General features: G+C 69.8%; 15 protein-coding genes. 3 read left to right on the top strand and 12 right to left on the bottom strand.

Annotated elements, in window-relative coordinates; genetic code table 11:
- Positions 1 to 33 precede the first annotated feature (33 nt).
- The 11 genes from murG to ACFTQE_RS11210 form a co-directional block, all read right to left on the bottom strand.
- Complete coding sequence (murG, locus tag ACFTQE_RS11160; protein ID WP_376925127.1) at positions 34 to 1,134, bottom strand: undecaprenyldiphospho-muramoylpentapeptide beta-N-acetylglucosaminyltransferase; 1,101 nt, start codon at positions 1,132 to 1,134, stop codon at positions 34 to 36.
- Positions 1,131 to 2,399, bottom strand: coding sequence for a putative lipid II flippase FtsW (ftsW, locus tag ACFTQE_RS11165; RefSeq protein ID WP_376925128.1), 1,269 nt, complete (start codon positions 2,397 to 2,399; stop codon positions 1,131 to 1,133). The genes murG and ftsW overlap by 4 nt, the downstream gene beginning before the upstream one ends.
- Entirely contained in the window at positions 2,359 to 3,900 is a 1,542-nt protein-coding gene (murD, locus tag ACFTQE_RS11170; RefSeq protein WP_376925140.1) for a UDP-N-acetylmuramoyl-L-alanine--D-glutamate ligase, read from the bottom strand. The genes ftsW and murD overlap by 41 nt, the downstream gene beginning before the upstream one ends.
- Complete coding sequence (mraY, locus tag ACFTQE_RS11175; RefSeq protein WP_376925129.1) at positions 3,900 to 4,997, bottom strand: phospho-N-acetylmuramoyl-pentapeptide-transferase; 1,098 nt, start codon at positions 4,995 to 4,997, stop codon at positions 3,900 to 3,902. Before mraY ends, murD begins: the two co-directional genes overlap by 1 nt.
- 79 nt (positions 4,998 to 5,076) lie before the next feature.
- Positions 5,077 to 6,489, bottom strand: coding sequence for a UDP-N-acetylmuramoyl-tripeptide--D-alanyl-D-alanine ligase (gene murF, locus ACFTQE_RS11180; RefSeq protein ID WP_376925130.1), 1,413 nt, complete (start codon positions 6,487 to 6,489; stop codon positions 5,077 to 5,079).
- Positions 6,486 to 8,033, bottom strand: a complete 1,548-nt coding sequence (locus ACFTQE_RS11185; protein ID WP_376925131.1) for a Mur ligase family protein — start codon at positions 8,031 to 8,033, stop codon at positions 6,486 to 6,488. The genes murF and ACFTQE_RS11185 overlap by 4 nt, the downstream gene beginning before the upstream one ends.
- A gap of 13 nt (positions 8,034 to 8,046) precedes the next feature.
- Complete coding sequence (locus ACFTQE_RS11190) at positions 8,047 to 9,855, bottom strand: peptidoglycan D,D-transpeptidase FtsI family protein (RefSeq protein ID WP_376925132.1); 1,809 nt, start codon at positions 9,853 to 9,855, stop codon at positions 8,047 to 8,049.
- Positions 9,856 to 9,884: 29 nt separating this feature from the next.
- Positions 9,885 to 10,463 carry a hypothetical protein gene (locus ACFTQE_RS11195; RefSeq protein ID WP_376925133.1) on the bottom strand — a complete coding sequence of 193 codons (579 nt, stop codon included), beginning with the start codon at positions 10,461 to 10,463 and terminating at the stop codon, positions 9,885 to 9,887.
- Positions 10,460 to 11,413, bottom strand: a complete 954-nt coding sequence (gene rsmH / locus ACFTQE_RS11200; protein WP_376925134.1) for a 16S rRNA (cytosine(1402)-N(4))-methyltransferase RsmH — start codon at positions 11,411 to 11,413, stop codon at positions 10,460 to 10,462. The genes ACFTQE_RS11195 and rsmH overlap by 4 nt, the downstream gene beginning before the upstream one ends.
- A gap of 103 nt (positions 11,414 to 11,516) precedes the next feature.
- Positions 11,517 to 11,948: a division/cell wall cluster transcriptional repressor MraZ gene (gene mraZ / locus ACFTQE_RS11205; protein ID WP_139418416.1), complete on the bottom strand. Its 432-nt coding sequence runs from the start codon at positions 11,946 to 11,948 to the stop codon at positions 11,517 to 11,519.
- Between the two features lie 310 nt (positions 11,949 to 12,258).
- Positions 12,259 to 12,648 (bottom strand): DUF3040 domain-containing protein, encoded by a 390-nt coding sequence (locus ACFTQE_RS11210; protein ID WP_376925135.1) that lies wholly within the window; start codon positions 12,646 to 12,648, stop codon positions 12,259 to 12,261.
- Between the two features lie 74 nt (positions 12,649 to 12,722).
- Here ACFTQE_RS11210 and ACFTQE_RS11215 point away from each other — a divergent pair, with 74 nt between their 5' ends.
- Entirely contained in the window at positions 12,723 to 13,835 is a 1,113-nt protein-coding gene (locus ACFTQE_RS11215; RefSeq protein ID WP_376925136.1) for a polyprenyl synthetase family protein, read from the top strand.
- Positions 13,836 to 13,908: 73 nt separating this feature from the next.
- On the opposite strand, the gene ACFTQE_RS11220 is transcribed toward ACFTQE_RS11215, so the two are convergent.
- On the bottom strand, positions 13,909 to 14,247 hold the full coding sequence (locus ACFTQE_RS11220) for an Rv2175c family DNA-binding protein (RefSeq protein WP_376925137.1): 339 nt from the start codon (positions 14,245 to 14,247) through the stop codon (positions 13,909 to 13,911).
- A 176-nt stretch (positions 14,248 to 14,423) separates the two neighbouring features.
- On the opposite strand from ACFTQE_RS11220, the gene ACFTQE_RS11225 reads away from it, so the two are divergent.
- Positions 14,424 to 15,683 carry a LysM peptidoglycan-binding domain-containing protein gene (locus tag ACFTQE_RS11225; RefSeq protein ID WP_376925138.1) on the top strand — a complete coding sequence of 420 codons (1,260 nt, stop codon included), beginning with the start codon at positions 14,424 to 14,426 and terminating at the stop codon, positions 15,681 to 15,683.
- Between the two features lie 91 nt (positions 15,684 to 15,774).
- Entirely contained in the window at positions 15,775 to 17,688 is a 1,914-nt protein-coding gene (pknB, locus tag ACFTQE_RS11230) for a Stk1 family PASTA domain-containing Ser/Thr kinase (RefSeq protein ID WP_376925139.1), read from the top strand.
- Positions 17,689 to 17,850 lie beyond the last annotated feature (162 nt).

Raw genomic sequence — 17,850 nt, forward strand, 5'->3', positions numbered from 1 at the left:
CGAGCGGATGTCGCGACATCCGCTCACTCAACGTTACGCGCCTTGCGGGCCGGCGCCGGCTGCCTCGCCGAGCGCCTCGTCGACGAGGGCGACCATGCGGTCGGTGCCGTCGCGGAAGCCCACGGATGCCGCGGCGGCCGCCATTGCGCGAAGGCGCTCCGCGTCGGCGAGCATCGGCAGCAGCGAGGCGTCGACCCATGCGGGCACGAACTCGGCGTCGTCGACGAGCACGGCACCGCCGGCGGAGACGACGCCCGCGGCGTTGAACCGCTGCTCGCCGTTGCCCACCGGGTAGGGCACGAACACCGCGGGGATGCCGAGCGCCGAGAGCTCGCACACCGTCGCCGCCCCGGCGCGCGAGACCGCCGCGTCGGCGACCGCGAGGGCGAGGTCCATGCGATCGGCGTACTCGACCATGTGGTAATCGGCAACACCGGGGTCGACGACCTCGGAGTTCGCGCCCGTCACATGGAGCACCTGCCAGCCCGCAGCCGTGATCGCGCGTGCTGAGTCGACCATCGTGCGGTTGATACGACGTGCACCGAGCGAGCCGCCGGTCGCGAGCAGCACCGGACGCGATGCGTCGAGTCCGAAGTGAGCGGCGGCTTCAGCTCGCAGCGCGGCCGGATCGAGCGTCTCGATCTCGCGCCGGAGCGGCATGCCCACGAGCTGCGCCCGTGGCAGGGGCGTGCCCTCGAACGCGACGCCGACCGTCGCGGCGAATCGAGCGCCGAGCCGGTTCGCGAGACCGGGGCGGGCGTTCGCCTCGTGGATCGCGACGGGGATGCCCGCGCGTCGCGCGGCGAGGTAGGCCGGTGTCGAGACGTAGCCGCCGAAGCCCACGACGACGTCGACGCCGCGTTCGTCGATGATGCGGAAGACCGCGGCGATCGACTCGCGGAACCGCGAGGGGAAGGCCACGGCAGCACGGTTCGGCCGCCGCGGGAACGGCACCTTCGCGATCGTCAGGAGCTCGTACCCGCGTGCCGGCACGAGGCGCGCCTCGAGTCCCTCCGCCGTGCCGAGCACGAGCACGGACGCCTCGGGGTCGCGTTCGCGCAGGCGGTCGGCGACGGCGAGCAGCGGGTTCACGTGGCCGGCGGTGCCGCCGCCGGCGAGGAGGTACGTCGTCATCGGGCGGCCCGCGTCGCTGCGGGTCGTCCGCGCTTTCGTGCGGCTGCCCGGGCAGCGGCCCGCGCCGGGGCTTCGGGATCGCGCGCGACCGACAGCACGATGCCGATCGCGAAGAGCGTGGTGAGCAGAGCCGTGCCACCCGCGGAGACGAGCGGCAACGGGACACCGAGGACAGGGAAGACGCCGAGCACGACACCGATATTGACACACGCCTGACCGATGATCCACACGAGCACCGCCGCGGACGCCGCGCGACCGAACGGCGTACGTGCACCGCGCAGCACGCGCCCGAGGGCGACGGCGAGCACGACGAACATCGCGATGACGACGATCGCACCGATCAACCCGAGCTCTTCGCCGATGATCGCGAAGATGAAGTCGTTGTCGGCCGCGGGCAGCCACGACCACTTCGCGGCGGAGTTGCCGAGACCGACGCCGAAGACACCGCCGTTCGCGAGGGCGAACGATCCGTGCTGGATCTGCCAGCAGTCGCTGATCGCATCGCCCGTGCCGCCGCTCTCGCAGTTCGCGTCGAGGAAGGAGGTGATGCGCCGCATGCGGTTCTCGCTCGACACCGCGACGATCACGAACAGCACGATGGCCGCGAAGATCGGCGGAAGCAGCAGTCGCAGCCGAACGCCGATCAGGAACAGGGCGCCGAGCAGCATGGCCCCCATGATCATGACCGTGCCGAGGTCGCCGCCGAGGAGCACGAGGCCGATGGCACCGCCCCCGACGAGCACGATCGGCAGCACGCCGTGCACGAAGTCGCCGAGCAGCGCCTCCTTCTTGGTGACGATGAGGCCGAGCCACATGACGAGCGCCACCTTGATCAGCTCCGACGGCTGGAACTGCATCGGACCGAGCTGGATCCAGTTCGTGTTGCCGCCGACCTCGATGCCGAGCGGGGTCGCGATGACGAGGAGCTGCAACGCGCAGGCGACGATGAGCGTCGGCCAGGCGAGACGCATCCAGAACTTCTCGGGCATCCGACTCGCGATGAGCATGATCGGGATGCCGAAGACGGCGAAGAGCCCCTGACGCAGCGCCTGCGCGAAGAAGCTCTCGTCTTCGAGGTGCGACTGCACGACGGAGGCGGAGAGCACCATCACGAGGCCGAAGACGACCAGGAAGAGCGTCGTGCCGAGCAGCAGGAAGTAGTCGGCCGACTCGACGCGGAAGACGCGACCGAGACGGATCCTGGCGGCGGAGACGCCCGTCGGCTCAGGCTCCTGGGAGCGGTTCGCGCGGGGCGGAGTCGCCATCCGCCTCACCTCCCAGCATCGATCCGACCGCGTCGTGGAACCGCCGTCCGCGATCGCCGTAGTCGGCGAACTGGTCCATCGACGCCGCAGCGGGCGCGAGGAGTACGGTGTCGCCCTCTTCAGCGACCGCCGCGGCCAGGGCGACCGCGTCGGGCATCACCGTCTCAGTGTCATCCGTGACCACTTCGAAGAGCGGCAGCTCGGGCGCGTGTCGGCGGAACGCCTCGACGAGCGCTGCGCGATCGACCCCGATCACGATCGCCGCGCGGAGGCGAGCCACGTGGGCGGCGACGAGGGCATCGGCGTCGACGCCCTTCAGCAGGCCGCCCACGATCCACACCACCTTGCCGAACGCTCGCAGCGACGCCTCGGCCGCGTGCGGGTTCGTCGCCTTCGAGTCGTCGACCCAGCGGATGCCGCCGGAGACCGCGACCGTCTCGATGCGGTGCGCATCGAGGCGGAAGGTACCGAGCGCATCGTGGATCACGCCGACCGGCACGCCGAACGAGCGCGCGAGGGCGGATGCCGCGAGGATGTTCGCCACCACGTGCGGGGCGGTGAGCCCCCTCGGCTCCAGCTCGTCGATCGTGATGATCTCGAGTGCGGCGGTGTGGCGGTCGTCGAGGAAGGCGCGGTCGCAGAGGATGCCTTCGACGACACCGAAGTCGCTCGGCCCCGGCACGTCGAGACCGAAGCCGATGGCGCGCGCGCCCTCTTCGACCTCGGCGTCTTCGACCATGCGCCTCGTCGCCTCGTCGGCGCGGTTGAACACGCATGCGATCTTCGTGTTCTCGTAGACCGTCGCCTTCGCGGCGCGGTAGGCCTCGAACGAGCCGTGCCAGTCGAGGTGGTCGTCGGCGATGTTCAGCACGGTGCTCGCCCACGGGTGCAGCGCGCCCGGGCCCGACGTCGGCAGGTGGTGCAGCTGGTAGCTCGAGAGCTCGACGACGAGCACGTCGAAGCCGCCCGGGTCGCGCACCGCGTCGAGCACCGGCACGCCGATGTTGCCGCAGGGTGCGGCGCGCAGGCCGTTCGCCGCGAGGAACGTCGCCGCCATCTGCACGGTCGTCGTCTTGCCGTTCGTGCCGGTGACGAGGATCCACTCCGCGGTGTTCACCTTGTCGCGCACGCGCCAGGCGAGTTCGATGTCGCCCCAGACCGCGATCGACGACTCTGCCGCCCACGTGAGCACGGGGTGATCGGGGTGGAACCCGGGCGAGGCCACGATGAGCTCGGGCGCGAAGTCCACGACCTCGGCGGGCACGGCATCGAGCGGATGCCGCAGCAGACCGGCCCCGATGACCTCGAGGATGCGCGCGCGGTCGTCGTCGACCTCGGGCGCGACGACGAGCACCGCGGCTCCGAGTTCGGTGAGCGTGTCGGCGACGGCGAACCCGGTGACGCCGAGGCCCATGACGACGACGCGGAGACCCGACCAGTCGGCGTTCCAGCTGGTCAGCGAATCGAGACGAGCGGCGATGGGTGCAGCGGCATCCGTCATCAGCTCTGCAGCCACTCGAAGTAGAAGGCGCCGACGCCGGCCGCGACGAGCAGTCCCCCGATGATCCAGAAGCGCACGACGATCGTGACCTCGGCCCAGCCCTTCAGCTCGAAGTGATGGTGGATCGGACTCATCAGGAAGATGCGCTTGCCGCCCGTGAGCTTGAAGTACGCCCGCTGCACGATCACCGAACCGGTCTCGATCACGAACAGGCCGCCGATGAGCAGGAGGAGGAGCTCGGTGTGGCTGACGATCGCGAGGGCGGCGAGTGCGCCGCCGAGCGCCAGCGACCCGGTGTCGCCCATGTAGATCTTCGCGGGGTTCGTGTTCCACCAGAGGAAGCCGATGAGCCCGCCGACGATGGCCGTCGCCACGATCGCGATGTCGAGCGGGTCGCGCACGTCGTAGCTGCGGTAGGCATCGCTCGGATTCAGGCCCGCACCGAAGCGCGACTGGTTGAACTGCCAGAAGCCGATGATCACGAACGAGCCGATCGCGAGGATCGACGCGCCGCTGGCGAGCCCGTCGAGCCCGTCGGTGACGTTGACGGCGTTCGACGTGCCGACCGCGAGCAGGCAGATCCAGATGACGTAGAGCACGATGCCGACGATCGTGCCGAACACCATGAAGTCGAGTGGCAGATCGCGGATGAACGAGATCTTCGTGTTCGCCGGTGTGATGCCGTGCTCGTTCGGGAACTGCAGCGCCATCAGGGCGAAGAGCGCCGCGATGACCACCTGTCCTGCGACCTTCGCCCAGCCGCCGAGGCCGAGGCTCTGCTTCTTGCGGGTCTTCAGGAAGTCGTCGATGAAGCCGACCACGCCGAGCCCGACCATCATGAACAGCACGAGCATGCCCGACGCCGTGGGCTTCTCGTTCGAGACGAGGAGCGTGGCGACGAAGTACCCGAACAGCGTACCCAGGATGAAGATGATGCCGCCCATGGTGGGCGTGCCGCGCTTGACGTGATGGCTCTGCGGCCCGTCGTCACGGATGAACTGCCCCCACCCGAGCCGCGTGAACAGCCGAATGAACAGCGGGGTCAGAAACAGCGTGAAGGCGAGCGACAACGCCCCAGCGGTCAGCAGTGCTCTCACGCGAACCATTCTCCCAGTCGGTCGCCCAGCAGGCGGATCATCAGTGCTGCCCCGCCGCTCATCAGTGCTGCCCCGCCGCTCATGCGAACCATTCTCCCAGTCGGTCGCCCAGCAGGCGGAGACCCGCCGAGTTGGACGATTTCACCAATACCGTGTCGCCGGGGCGCACGGACGACGTGACGAGGTCGAACGCCTCGTCTGCGGACTCGACGAATGCGGATTCGCCGTCCCAAGATCCCTCGTTGATCGCCGTGATGTGCAGGCGACGCGCGCCCGCCCCCACCACGACGAGCTGCGAGATGCCGAGTCGCACCGCGAGCAGGCCGATCCGGTCGTGCTCCTCGCCCGAGAACTCGCCGAGCTCGCTCATCTCACCGAGCACCGCGATCGTGCGGGCCTCGGGATTCTTCACCTGTGCGAGCGTCTTCAGCGCCGCCGACATCGAGTCGGGGCTCGCGTTGTAGGCGTCGTTGATGATCGTGACGCCGTCGCGGCCGCCCATGACCTGCATGCGCCAGCGTTCGGCGAGGGTCACCTGCTCGAGGGCCTCGACGACCGAGGCGAGCGGCACGCCGAGTTCGACGGATGCCGCGATCGCAGCGAGTGCGTTCATGACGTGGTGCTCCCCCAGGACCGAGAAGCGCACGTGCGCGGTCTCGCCACCGGGGATCGTCACGGTGAACTCGGTGCCGCGGGCATGGGCACGGATGTCGGTCGCGCGGACATCGGCGGACTCGCCGAAGCCGAACCAGACGACGCGCGCCGCCGTGAGTCCCGCCATGGGCACCACGCGGGGGTCGTCGGAGTTCAGCACCGCGACATCCGTCTCGAGGAGGTCGGTGACCATCTCGGACTTGGCGCGCACGGTCTGCTCGATGCCGCCGAACTCGCCGGCATGGGCGAGCCCCACCTTCAGCACGATGCCGACGTCGGGCCGGGCCATGCGCACGAGGCGCGCGATCTCGCCGACGCCGGAGGCGCCCATCTCGGCGACGAGGAACTCGGTGTCGTTCGTGAGCTCGAGCATCGTGATCGGTGCACCCACCTCGTTGTTGAACGAGGCGCGTGCTGCGACGGTCGGACCGACCTGCTCGAGCACGGTGCGGAGGAGGTTCTTCGTGGTCGTCTTGCCGTTCGAGCCGGTCACGCCGACGATGCGGAGGCGCCCGAGTGCGCGCACCCGGCGCACGACCTCGGTCGCGAGGGCGCCGAGGGCGTCGACCGAATCGGCGACGACGATCTGGGGCACCGCCAGGTCGAGCGCGTGCTCGACGATCAGCAGCGCGGCGCCCTGCTCGGCGGCGGTGGGTGCGAAGCGGTGGCCGTCGTCGAACTCGCCGCGCTTCGCGACGAAGACGCCGCCGGGCTCGACCTCGCGGGAGTCCGTCGTCACGACGCCGTCGATCACGGTGTCGTCGGCCGCCGCGGTACCGTCGAGTCGGAGCACGCCGTCGACGGCCGAGGCGATCTCGGTCAGGGTCAGGGCGATCATGCGAGCCACCCCGCGTCGCGCAGCGCCTGCCGGGAATCGTCTCTGGCGGAGTACGGGATCTTGACGCCCTTCACTTCGTGGTAGTCCTCATGGCCGGGGCCGGCGTAGAGGATCGCGTCGCCTTCGCCCGCGAGGGCGAGCGCGGCGCGGAACGCCTCGTGCGGATCGGCGATCTCGTGGATCTCGCGGTCGGGGACCGCCTCGCGGGCGCCCGCGATGAGCGCGGCGCGGATCGAGGCCGGGTCTTCGAACCGGGGGTGGAAGTCGGTGATGACGACCGCATCGGCACCGCGGGCCGCGATCGCACCCATCTCGCCGCGCTTCGTGGTGTCGCGGTCGCCGTCGGCGCCGAAGACCATGATGATGCGCCCGTCGGTCGAGCGACGGATCGCGCCGAGCGTCTGGAGGAACGCGTCGGGGCTGTGGCCGTAGTCGATGTAGACGACCGGACCGCGGTCGCCCGAGATGCGCTCTGCACGGCCGGGGATGTACGCGTCGACGCCTCCGTCGCGCTCGAGCGCCTCGGCGATGCGGTCGAGGTCGTACCCGGCCTCGACGAGCATGACGATCGCGAGGGCGGCGTTCGCGGCCATGTACCAGCCGAGGAGCGGCACACGCGTCTCGAGACGCCGACCGCCGGGCCCCTCGAGCAGGAACGAGGTGTGGTCGGCGCCTTCTTCGAGCACCGTGATGCGCCAGTCGGCCTCGACGCCGTCGATCGAGGTGAGCGTCGTCACCGGAATGCCCGATTCGGCGAGCAGGCGCCGTCCCCACTCGGAGTCGACGGTGACCACGCCGCGACGAGCGCGCTCGGGCTGGAAGAGGTCGCGCTTCGCTTCGAAGTACTCGTCCATCGAGGCGTAGTCGTCGAGGTGGTCGTGCGTGAGGTTCGTGAACCCGACGACGTCGAACACGAGACCGTCGACACGGTGGCGGGAGAGCGCCTGGGCCGACACCTCGATGCCGACGGCGCGCACATCGACCTCGCGCATCCGCGCCAGGAGCGCGTGCAGTTCGCTCGCCTCGGGGGTGGTCAGCGAGCTCGTGACGGCTTCGTCGCCGATGCGGCGCTCGGCGGTCGAGGTGAGCCCTGCGGTGACTCCGAGCTGGCGGAGCATGCCGTAGAGCAGGTACACGACGCTCGTCTTGCCGTTGGTGCCGGTGACCGCGAACATCGTGGCGGGGTTGTCGGCGGTGCCGTGGATCCAGGCAGCGACGTCGCCGAGTGCGGCGCGCACGTCATCGGTCACGAGGATCGGGAGGCCGGCTTCGGCCGCGCGCTCCGCGCCGGCCGGGTCGGTCAGGAGCGCGACGGCACCCGACTCGCGGGCGGCGGCGGCGAAGTCGGCACCGTGGGCGTTGCGGCCCGGAACTCCGACGTAGAGGTCACCGGGCTGCACGGTCTTCGAGGAGAGCCCTGCGCCGGTCACCTCGAGACCGTCGATCTCGCCGAGCACGGCGAATCCGAATGCTTCGGCGAGGCCGGGAAGCGATCGAGGACTCGGGTGCTTCGGCCGGAGAGCCGTGAGAGGCGATCCGGTCACGAACCCAACTTTCTCACCAGGTAGCTGGCAGCTCGGGCGCCTGGGCGCCGGATGGAACGGTCCGGTACTTCTTCAGCACCTGGCTCATCACCTCTTGGAAGACGGGAGCGGATGCGGCGGACGAATTCATCTTAACGGGATTCATGATGCTCACCGAAACGACGAACTGCGGATCGTCCGCCGGGGCGAAGCCCGAGACCGAGACGAGGTACTCCTTGCGATAGCCGCCGTTGCCGTCCGGGAACTGCGCGGTGCCGGTCTTCGCGGCGACCCGGTAGCCCGGGATGTTCCATTCATCCGAGAGCCATGCATCCTGATAGACGCGCTCGAGCATCTGGCTCGTCTCGGTCGCGGCCTGCTCCGAGATCACGCGCTCGCCCTGCGTCGGTGCAGCCGTCGCCGTGCCGTCGTCGCTCACGCAGCTGTCGACGAGTGAGACGGGCATGCGCACGCCGCCGTTCGCGATGGTCTGGTAGACGCTCGCGATCTGCACCGCGGTGGTGGTCAGGCCCTGGCCGAACATCGTGGCGTACTTGGTCTGGTTGTCCCAGTCCTCGTCGGGGTCGCCGTGCAGGTCACCGGCTTCCTCCCCCGGGAATCCGACCTCGGTCTCGGCGCCGAGTCCGAACTTCACCATGTCGTCGTAACGTGCCCGGTCGGTCATCAGCTCGCCGAACTGCGACATCCCGGTGTTCGACGATTCGATGAGCACGCCCGTGAGCGTGAGGTTCTGGTCGTCATGACGCGAGCTGTCGTTGACGTTCGCTCCGTTCGGGAAGATGATCCGGTACGGGGCGACGATCTTGCTGAACGGGTCGGCGAGACCAGCGTTGATGACGGACGCCGCGGTGAGCGCCTTGAACGTCGACCCCGGTTCGAACGGCGCGGTGAACGAGCGCGATCCGCGATCCTCCGCGTCGATCGCCGACGGATCGTTCGGATCGACGGTCGGAACGTCGGCCACCGCCAGAAGCCGTCCAGTCTTGGCTTCCATGACGGTGACCGTCGCCCATTCGGCTCCGGTCTCCTGCACACGGGCCTCGGCGATGCGCTGCACGGCCCACTGCAGGTCGGTGTCGATCGTGAGCTTCAGGGTGCCGCCGTCGTGCGCCTGCTTGTGCACGATCTCGGTGCCGGGGATCCGCACCCAGTCCTGGAGGCTGTGCAGGTAGCTGACCTGGCCGTCCTCACTTGCGAGGCACTGGTTCTCGGAGAGTTCGAGGCCCTGGAGCGGGTCCCCGTCGGGGCCGACCCAGCCGACGAGGTTGCCGGCCACGGCTCCGTTCGGGTAGCGCCGGCTCGGGTGTTGGTACGGCTCGACCCATGGGATCTCGAGCGCCTTCACCTTCTCGTACGTCTCTGTGTCGACGAGCTTCGCCACGTACGCGAAGTCGGAATCCGGGTCGTCTGCCAGAGCGGCGCTGATGATGCCCTGCACCTGATCGCCCGTGAGTCCGACGACCGCGCCGAGCTCGGCCACGACCTGCTCGAGCGGAACGTCGACCTTCGTGGTCTTCTCAGGGTCTTCGGGGTCGGCCACTTCGCGTGCGACCGGACCCTTGGACGCCTGCTTGGGCGACAGTGCGATGTCGTAACGCATGACGCTGTCGGCGAGCACCTTGCCGTTCGCATCGACGATGTCGCCGCGCGCACCGTACACGGTGACCGGCTCGGAACGCGCCTCCTGCGCCTGTTCGTTGAGCTCGGCGGCCCGAACGATCTGGATGTCGACGAGACGCACGACGAAGACGCCGACCAGTGCGACCAGCACGGCGGCGGAGAGCAGGATCCGCCGCATCGGGTGACGGCTGGTTCGGTTCATCGAGTCGGTCCTCGCAAGCGATCGATCGGTCAGTGCGTAGCGGGCGTCGGGAGTCCGCCGTCGGGAGTCCCGGCCGGAGTCTCGGGTGCGGCACCCTCGACCTGACCGGGAGTTCCTTCGCTCGGAGTCTCCCCCGCCTGCGGCTGGCCGCCGAACGGCACGCCGTCGATCAACGCATTCGGGACGAGCGGAGCGGATGCCCCCGCCCCGCCCTCGGCCGCCGTCGGCTGGCCGAGCACGGCGCCGTCGGAGAGCCGGAGGTAGACCGGATTGGAGTTCGGCACCATGCCGAGCCCCTCCGCCTTCGTGGCGAGGAACTGAGGCGATTCGACACGGTCGAGGTCTTCGGAGAGCTTCTGCTCGTCACGGGTCAGCGTGGTCTGCTGCATCTGCAGCGCATCGATCTCGTAGGCGCCCTGCGTCACCGCGATCGAGAGCAGCAGCTGCGCCACGATGATGACCGCGACGCCGCCGAGCGCGATGACGGCATAGGCGAGCCTCGGCTTCGACCGAGCGGCTCGCTCGGGTGCCGGGCGGAGGCGTCGTTGCGGGCGCTCGGGCCCGACCCGCCGTGGCGCGGGGAGCGACTGAGCCTGCACTGCGCTCATGATGCCCTCCGCACGCGCTCCGCGGCTCGGAGCCGCACGGGCTTGGCCCGCGGGTTCTCCGCCTGTTCGTCTTCGCTCGCGAGTTCGGCGCCCCGCACCAGGAGCTTGAACTCGGGCCGGTGCTCGGGCAGCTCCATCGGCAGGCCGGCCGGAGCCGACGAACTCGACGCCGCCGCGAGCGAACGCTTGACGATGCGGTCCTCGAGCGACTGGTAGGCCAGCACGACGATGCGACCGCCGACGGCGATCGTGTCGAGCGCTGCGGGCATCGCCCGCTCGAGCACGGAGAGCTCTTCGTTGACCTCGATGCGCAGCGCCTGGAACACCCGCTTGGCGGGGTGACCCTGCCGCTGGATCGCGACCGGGGTCGCCGCCTGGATGATGGCGACGAGCTCGCCTGAACGCGTGATGGGGGCATCCGCTCGCGCCCGCACGATCGCCCGGGCGTACCGGGCGGCGAGCTTCTCCTCGCCGTAGTCGAGGAAGATGCGGCGGAGTTCGTCTTCGCTCTCCTCGGCGATCACCTCGGCCGCCGTGCGTCCGCTCGTGACGTCCATGCGCATGTCGAGCGGCGCATCCTTCGAGTAGGCGAAACCGCGCTCGGCACGGTCCAGCTGGAGGGAGGAGACGCCGAGGTCGAAGAGCACGCCCTGCACCTCGCGGAAGCCCTCGCCGCGAACGGCCTCGACGATGCCGTCGTAGACCGTGTGCACGAATCGTGCGCGGTCGCCGAACTTCGCGAGGCGTTCCCGGGCGATGCCGAGCGCGTCGGTGTCGCGATCGAGCCCGATGACGGTGAGCTTCGGGAACCGCTCGAGGAACGCGGCCGTGTGGCCGCCCATGCCGAGGGTCGCGTCGACCATCACGGCGGCGTCGCCCTCGAGGGCGGGGGCCAGGAGTTCGAGCGTGCGCTCGAGCATGACCGGGGTGTGAATGCGTTCGATGTCCATGATTCCGCCTTGCCTTCGTGGCCTCGGGTTCCGATCCCCATCCGTTCGTCCTGATGCGGGGAAGTGCACCAGGCGCGGCCGGCTGGGAGTCGGAGCCCGAGGACTAGAAGAGTCCGGGGATCACCTCCTCCGCCGTGTCCGCGAAGGCCGCCTCTTGCTCGGCGAGGTAGCTCGCCCATGCCGTCGCGTCCCAGATCTCCACCCGGCTGCCCGTTCCGATGACCGTGAGGTCGCGGTCGAGGCCCGCATACGCGCGGAGCGTGGCGGGGATGGTGACGCGATGCTGCTTGTCGGGGGTCTCCGCGGAAGCCCCCGAGAGGAAGACACGCATGTAGTCGCGCGCCTGCTTGCTCGTTACCGGGGCCTGGCGGATCTTGTCGCTCATGTTCTCGAACTCCCGCGCACTGAACACGTAGATGCAGTGTTCCTGCCCGCGCGTGAGCACGAGGCCGCTCGAGAGCTCCTCCCGGAACTTCGCCGGAAGAATGACGCGGCCTTTCTCATCGAGCTTTGGTTCGTAGCTACCGAGGAACACCGCACCACCCCCTTTCCTCCGGCCAGAATCCAGGTAACCCCACTTTACTCCACTCTCATCCACCGATCAACGACATTCGCTCGTTTTGGCGTGTTGCGGGCTTCGAGTTCCCTGTGAACACGCGGATTCGACCGGTGGAGCGGAGTGGAGGGTCCGGGAACGGAATCGACGAATCGAGCCCGATCTCAGCGGTTCAGGGCAGCGGATGTCGCGCCGGCAGCCCGGTCACCGGACCGGATGCCCTGGCGGGCGCACGAAAAAACGGGCCGATCCGAAGATCGACCCGTTCAGGTGGTGCGAAGTGGAGGGATCAGCCCTGGCCGTCCTGACGGCGGTCCCAGCGCTCGTTCATGCGATCCATGAAGCTGCCACCCGAAGCGGTACGGCCTCGACGGCCGGCCGTCGAGGGCTCGGCGGGAGCGGCGGCGGCGGCACCGCGTTTGGATGGGGTGATCGCGACGAGCACTCCTGCGAACATGAGCGCGAAGCCGATGACTCCGACGATGAGGAGCTGCGAGGCGACGCCCGCGATGAGGGCACCTGCCCCGGCGACGGCCAACAGCACTCCGAGCACGATGGCCCGGTAGTTCGGTCGTCGACCACGAACACCGCCGACCGCTTGCACGAAGTCGGCGTCATTGCGATAGAGGTTCCGCTCCATCTCCTCGAGAAGACGTTGCTCCTGCTCTGAAAGCGGCATCTCATTCCCCTCAGGCTCGGGATCGACGCATCCGAGTCCATTCTAGCCCTGCTCAGCCTCGCTAGGCTAGGCGGGTGGCTCACGGTTCCCGACTGGTCGATTTGGTGCACGAACGTATCGAGGGTTTCCTCGCCGAACGCACTTCCATTCTCCGCGAGATCAGCCCCGACCTCGCACCGCTCGATGCGTTCTCAAGGCGATTTCTCAGCGGAGGCAAGCGCTTCCGGGCGCTGTTCTGCTACTGGGGCTGGGAGGCCGTCGGCGGGCGGGGATTCGACCCATTCGCCCCCGAGGGCGGGCGCGACAAGTTCTCCGTGGTCTCCGCGGCATCCGCTCTCGAGCTCTTCCACGCGGCGGCGCTGCTGCACGACGACATCATCGACAACTCCGACACCCGGCGAGGCGCCCCGTCCGGACACCGTCTCTTCGAGCAGCTGCACGCGGATTCCGGCTGGGCGGGCTCGGCGCCCGAGTTCGGCCGCGCTTCGGCGATCCTCCTCGGCGACCTGCTGCTCGGCTGGAGCGATGAGCTGCTCGACGAGGGGCTCGCGGCGCTCCCCGACCGCGACGCGGCACGCATCGCTCGCTCGGAGTTCATGCGCATGCGCACCGAGGTCACGGCCGGTCAGTACCTCGACATCCTCGAGGAGCGCGCGTGGCGGAGCCAGACCGAGTCCGAGCAGCGGCTCCGTGCTGAGCGCGTCATCATCTACAAGTCGGCCAAGTACAGCATCGAGGCCCCGCTCGTGATCGGCGGCGCCATCGCCGGCGCCTCGACGGCGCAGTTCGACTCGCTTCGCGCCTTCGGCCTGCCGCTCGGCATCGCGTACCAGCTCCGCGACGACCTGCTCGGCGTGTTCGGCGACCCCGAGGTCACCGGCAAGCCGAGCGGCGACGACCTCCGCGAGGGCAAGCGCACCATGCTCATCGCGATCGCCCGCGAGCGACTCGCGCCCGGCCAGCGCCGGCTGCTCGACGAACTCCTCGGAGATCCCGACCTCGCCCCCGAGCAGGTCAGGATGCTGCAGCAGACGATCCGCGAGTGCGGTGCCGTCGACGAGGTCGAGGCCCTGATCACCGCGAACGTCGACACGGCCGCGACAGCGCTCGAGGCGGCGCCGATCAGCAGGGACGCCCGGGCGGAACTCGGCTCACTCGCGCGAGCGGTCACGCGCCGCACGAGCTGACGCCGGCCGGCGGTTCAGGCGGTCACCCGTCGGCGGACGGCCGCCCGACGGCGAACGGTCGCCCGTCGGCGGATCAGGCGAGCGCCTGCGCCACTCGACGAACCTCGGCCTTGCGCCCGGCGAGCAGTGCGGCGATCGGCGAGGTGCCGAGGCTGTCCTCCTCGGCGAGCATCCACTCGAGCGCCTCCTCGTCGGTGAAGCCGTTGTCGGCGAGCACGTTCGCCGTTCCGTACAGCTCGGGCAACGGGGCGTCGTCGCGCAGGAACACCGCGGGCACCTTGAGCACCCCGTCGATGCGGGCGGCGAGCAGGTGCCGGTCGTCGATGAGTCGACGAATGCGGCTCGGGCTCTGCCCGAGCATCTCGACGAGGTCGGGAACGGTCAGCCATTCGGTTTCGGCAGCATCGGTCACGTGTCAAGACTGCCACGAGCCGGGCATCTTGCGGAACCATCGATGGCGACACGCCCTTGCGCCCTCCCGCCGACCGCTTCACGAGACTCGCGTCGAGGTGTTTGACTCCCCCCATACCGCTATGCGACGGTTGCCGCGGGGGCCGGGAGCACCATGCCGGGCGTAAGGGGGCAACGATGACGCATGACGCCGAGACTGCGAACGGACAGGTCGACCATCCACGTCGGCTCGCGCGTGAGGGGAACGATCGGCGCCGGGGCATCCGCCGTCTGATCACCCTGCCGCTCGCCGTCGTCTCGACCATCGCCGTCACGCTCGGCATCGCACAACCCGCCGAGGCGGCGCCGCAACCGGCCAAGCGCATGCCCAAGGCGAAGGCCGCGAACGACGGACCCGCCCGGAACGCGGCGTCGGCGCCCGCGTCGGCCGGGGCGGTGCCCGCGGAGGTCACCGTGGCCGACGGCGACACCGTGAGCAGCATCGCAGAACGGTACGGCGTGGCCACCGCCGACGTCCTGGCGCTCAACGGGCTCGGCTGGTCGAGCCTGATCTTCGCCGGGCAGCGTCTGGCGTTGCCCGGGGGCGTCGCCGCCCCCGCACCGGTGCCGGTCGCCGCCGAGCTCCCCCGGCACACGGTCGTCGCCGGCGACACCATGAGCGGTATCGCCGCGACGTACGGCGTCGCACTCGACCAGATGCTGAGTGCGAACGGCCTGAGTCGTCAGAGCCTGATCTTCCGGGGTCAGTCCATCGTGCTGCCTCCCGGGGGCGCGGAGGCCGCGGCACCGGCCGCCCCGACGCCGGCGCCGGCAGCACCAGCACCTGCGCCGGTTCCACCCACAACGAGTGCCGAGGAGTACACCGTCGTCGACGGCGACACCCTCTGGGACATCGCCGCGCGGCACGACCTCGAGGTCTCCGAACTCGTCGCGATCAACGGCCTCGACACCGCCGCGGTGATCCGCGCCGGCCAGGTGCTGCGGGTCGCGCGACCGGTCGCCGTCGTCACCGTCGCCTCGGTCAGCGTCGCGCTCACCGAGGAGATGCGCGGCAACGCGAGCATCATCGTGAGCGTCGGACGCGCACTCGGCGTGTCCGACCAGGGAATCGTCATCGCCCTCGCCGCCGCGGCGCAGGAGTCTGGCCTGAAGAATCCCGAGTACGGCGACCTCGACTCGCTCGGACTGTTCCAGCAGCGCCCGAGCCAGGGTTGGGGCACCGTCGAGGAGGTCCTCGACCCGGTGCGATCCGCGACGGCGTTCTACGGCGGCGCCGCGAACCCCAACGCGGGCCGCACGCGCGGCCTGCTCGACATTGCCGGGTGGGAGTCGCTCACCGTGACGCAGGCCGCGCAGGCCGTGCAGTTGAGCGCCCACCCCGACCACTATGCGAAGTGGGAGACGTCGGCGCGAGCGTGGCTCTCCGAACTGGGCTGAGCCGGCGGCCGCGCATCACGATGGGGTTGCGATCGGCGCGCCGTCGGCGTTTGCAACGGTTGCGGCATATAGCTCTTCGTAGACTCTCAGAGTGACCACTGCGCCCGTCGACCCCATGATCGGCCGTCTCATCGACGGCCGCTATCAGGTGCGCTCCCGAATCGCCCGGGGCGGCATGGCGACGGTGTACCTCGCAACCGACCTGCGCCTCGAGCGTCGCGTCGCGATCAAGATCATGCACGGCCACCTCGCCGACGACAACACCTTCAAGACCCGGTTCGTGCAGGAGGCCCGCTCGGCCGCGCGCCTCGCGCACCCGAACGTCGTGAACGTCTTCGACCAGGGCCAAGACGCCGACATGGCCTATCTCGTCATGGAGTACCTGCCGGGCATCACCCTGCGCGAGCTGCTGAAGGACTACAAGAAGCTCACCCCCGAGCAGACGGTCGACATCATGGACGCCGTGCTCGCCGGCCTCGCCGCCGCGCACAAGGCGGGCATCGTGCACCGCGACCTGAAGCCCGAGAACGTGCTGCTCGCCGACGACGGCCGCATCAAGCTCGGCGACTTCGGCCTCGCGCGCGCCGCGAGCGCCAACACGGCGACCGGCCAGGCGCTGCTCGGCACGATCGCCTACCTCTCCCCCGAGCTCGTCACCCGCGGGGTGGCAGATGCCCGCAGCGACATCTACGCCGTCGGCATCATGATGTACGAGATGCTCACCGGCGAGCAGCCCTACGTCGGCGAGGCGCCGATGGCGATCGCCTACCAGCACGCCAACGACCAGGTTCCGACGCCGAGCTCGAAGAACCCCGCGGTTCCCGTCGAGCTCGACGAACTCGTGCTGTGGGCCACCAACCGCGACCCCGAGGCGCGCCCGAACGACGCCCGCGAGATGCTCGAGCGACTGCGCGAGGCCGAACCGTCGATCCGGTCCTCGCACCGTCCACTGCAGACGCAGGCGACGATGGTGCTGCCCGGGGGCGCGCTTCCGGTCGCCGCGGCGACCGCCGAGACGCGCGTGCTCGGCGCAGGCGGGGCGCCCGCCGCCACGTCGACGCTCGAGGCATCCGACGGCGACGACACCGAGGCGCTCGCGAAGAGCGCCGAGCGCCGCAAGCGCCGCGGCTACTGGATCGTCGCCCTCGTGCTCCTGCTGACCGGTCTCGCCGCCGGCACCGGCTGGTACTTCGGAGCCGGCCCCGGCGCCCTCGTCTCGGTGCCCGCGACGGCGACGCTCGCGCCCGACGCGGCGACGTCGATCCTCGAGGAGGCCGGATTCTCGGTCGAACCCGCCGAGCGCAACGACCCGGTCGTGCCCGCAGGGCAGGTGTCGGGCACCGACCCCGCAGGCGGTGAGCAGGCCCAGCGCGGCTCGACCGTGACGCTCTTCGTCTCGAAGGGACCGAGCATCCTCGCGGTGCCCGAGGTGCGCGGCTCGCCGTCGGCCGATGCCCGTGCGGCCCTGAAGGACTTCACCGTCGTCGAGCCGAACGTGCTGCAGTTCTCCGCAGACGTGCCGGCCGACACGGTCATCGACGTGCTCGATGTCGACGGCACCTCCGTCGGAGCCGAGTACGCCGAGCTCGGAGAACTGACGCTCGTCGTCTCCGCCGGCCCGATTCCCGACGTCGTCGGCATGTCCGCCGCCGATGCTGAGGCGGCACTCGCCGCCGTCGAACTCCAGGTCGCCTACGGCGAACCCGAGTTCAGCGACGACATCGCGGCTGATCTCGTGCTCTCGCAGTCGGCGACGAGCGACCCGGTGCGTCCGGGTGACACGCTGACGCTCATCATGTCGAAGGGTCAGGACCTCGTCGAGGTGCCGAACGTCATCACCGGTCAGACCGTGGCCCAGGCGCGTGCGCAGCTCGAGGCGCTCGAGTTCGAGGTCGGCTCGAACGTGCCGGCCTTCCTCGAAGGCGCCGTCATCGCGTCCGTTCAGGATCCTGCCGCCGGCACGAAGCTCAAGCGCGGCTCGAAGGTCAACGTCAACTTCGGCTGAGGCGAGCCGGTCGGGCCCCGCTTGCAGTGCTGCGGGTCGTCGACCTTCGCACGACATCACCCTGACGCCTCGGCGACGTCGTCGCGGGGGGGGGCCGCCCCCCCCCCGGGGTGTGGCCGGGAACCCCCCCCCCCCTTAGCCCGCCCCGCCCCCCCGCGTTAA

Source organism: Agromyces sp. NPDC056965, assembly GCF_042673425.1.
Lineage (GTDB): Bacteria > Actinomycetota > Actinomycetes > Actinomycetales > Microbacteriaceae > Agromyces.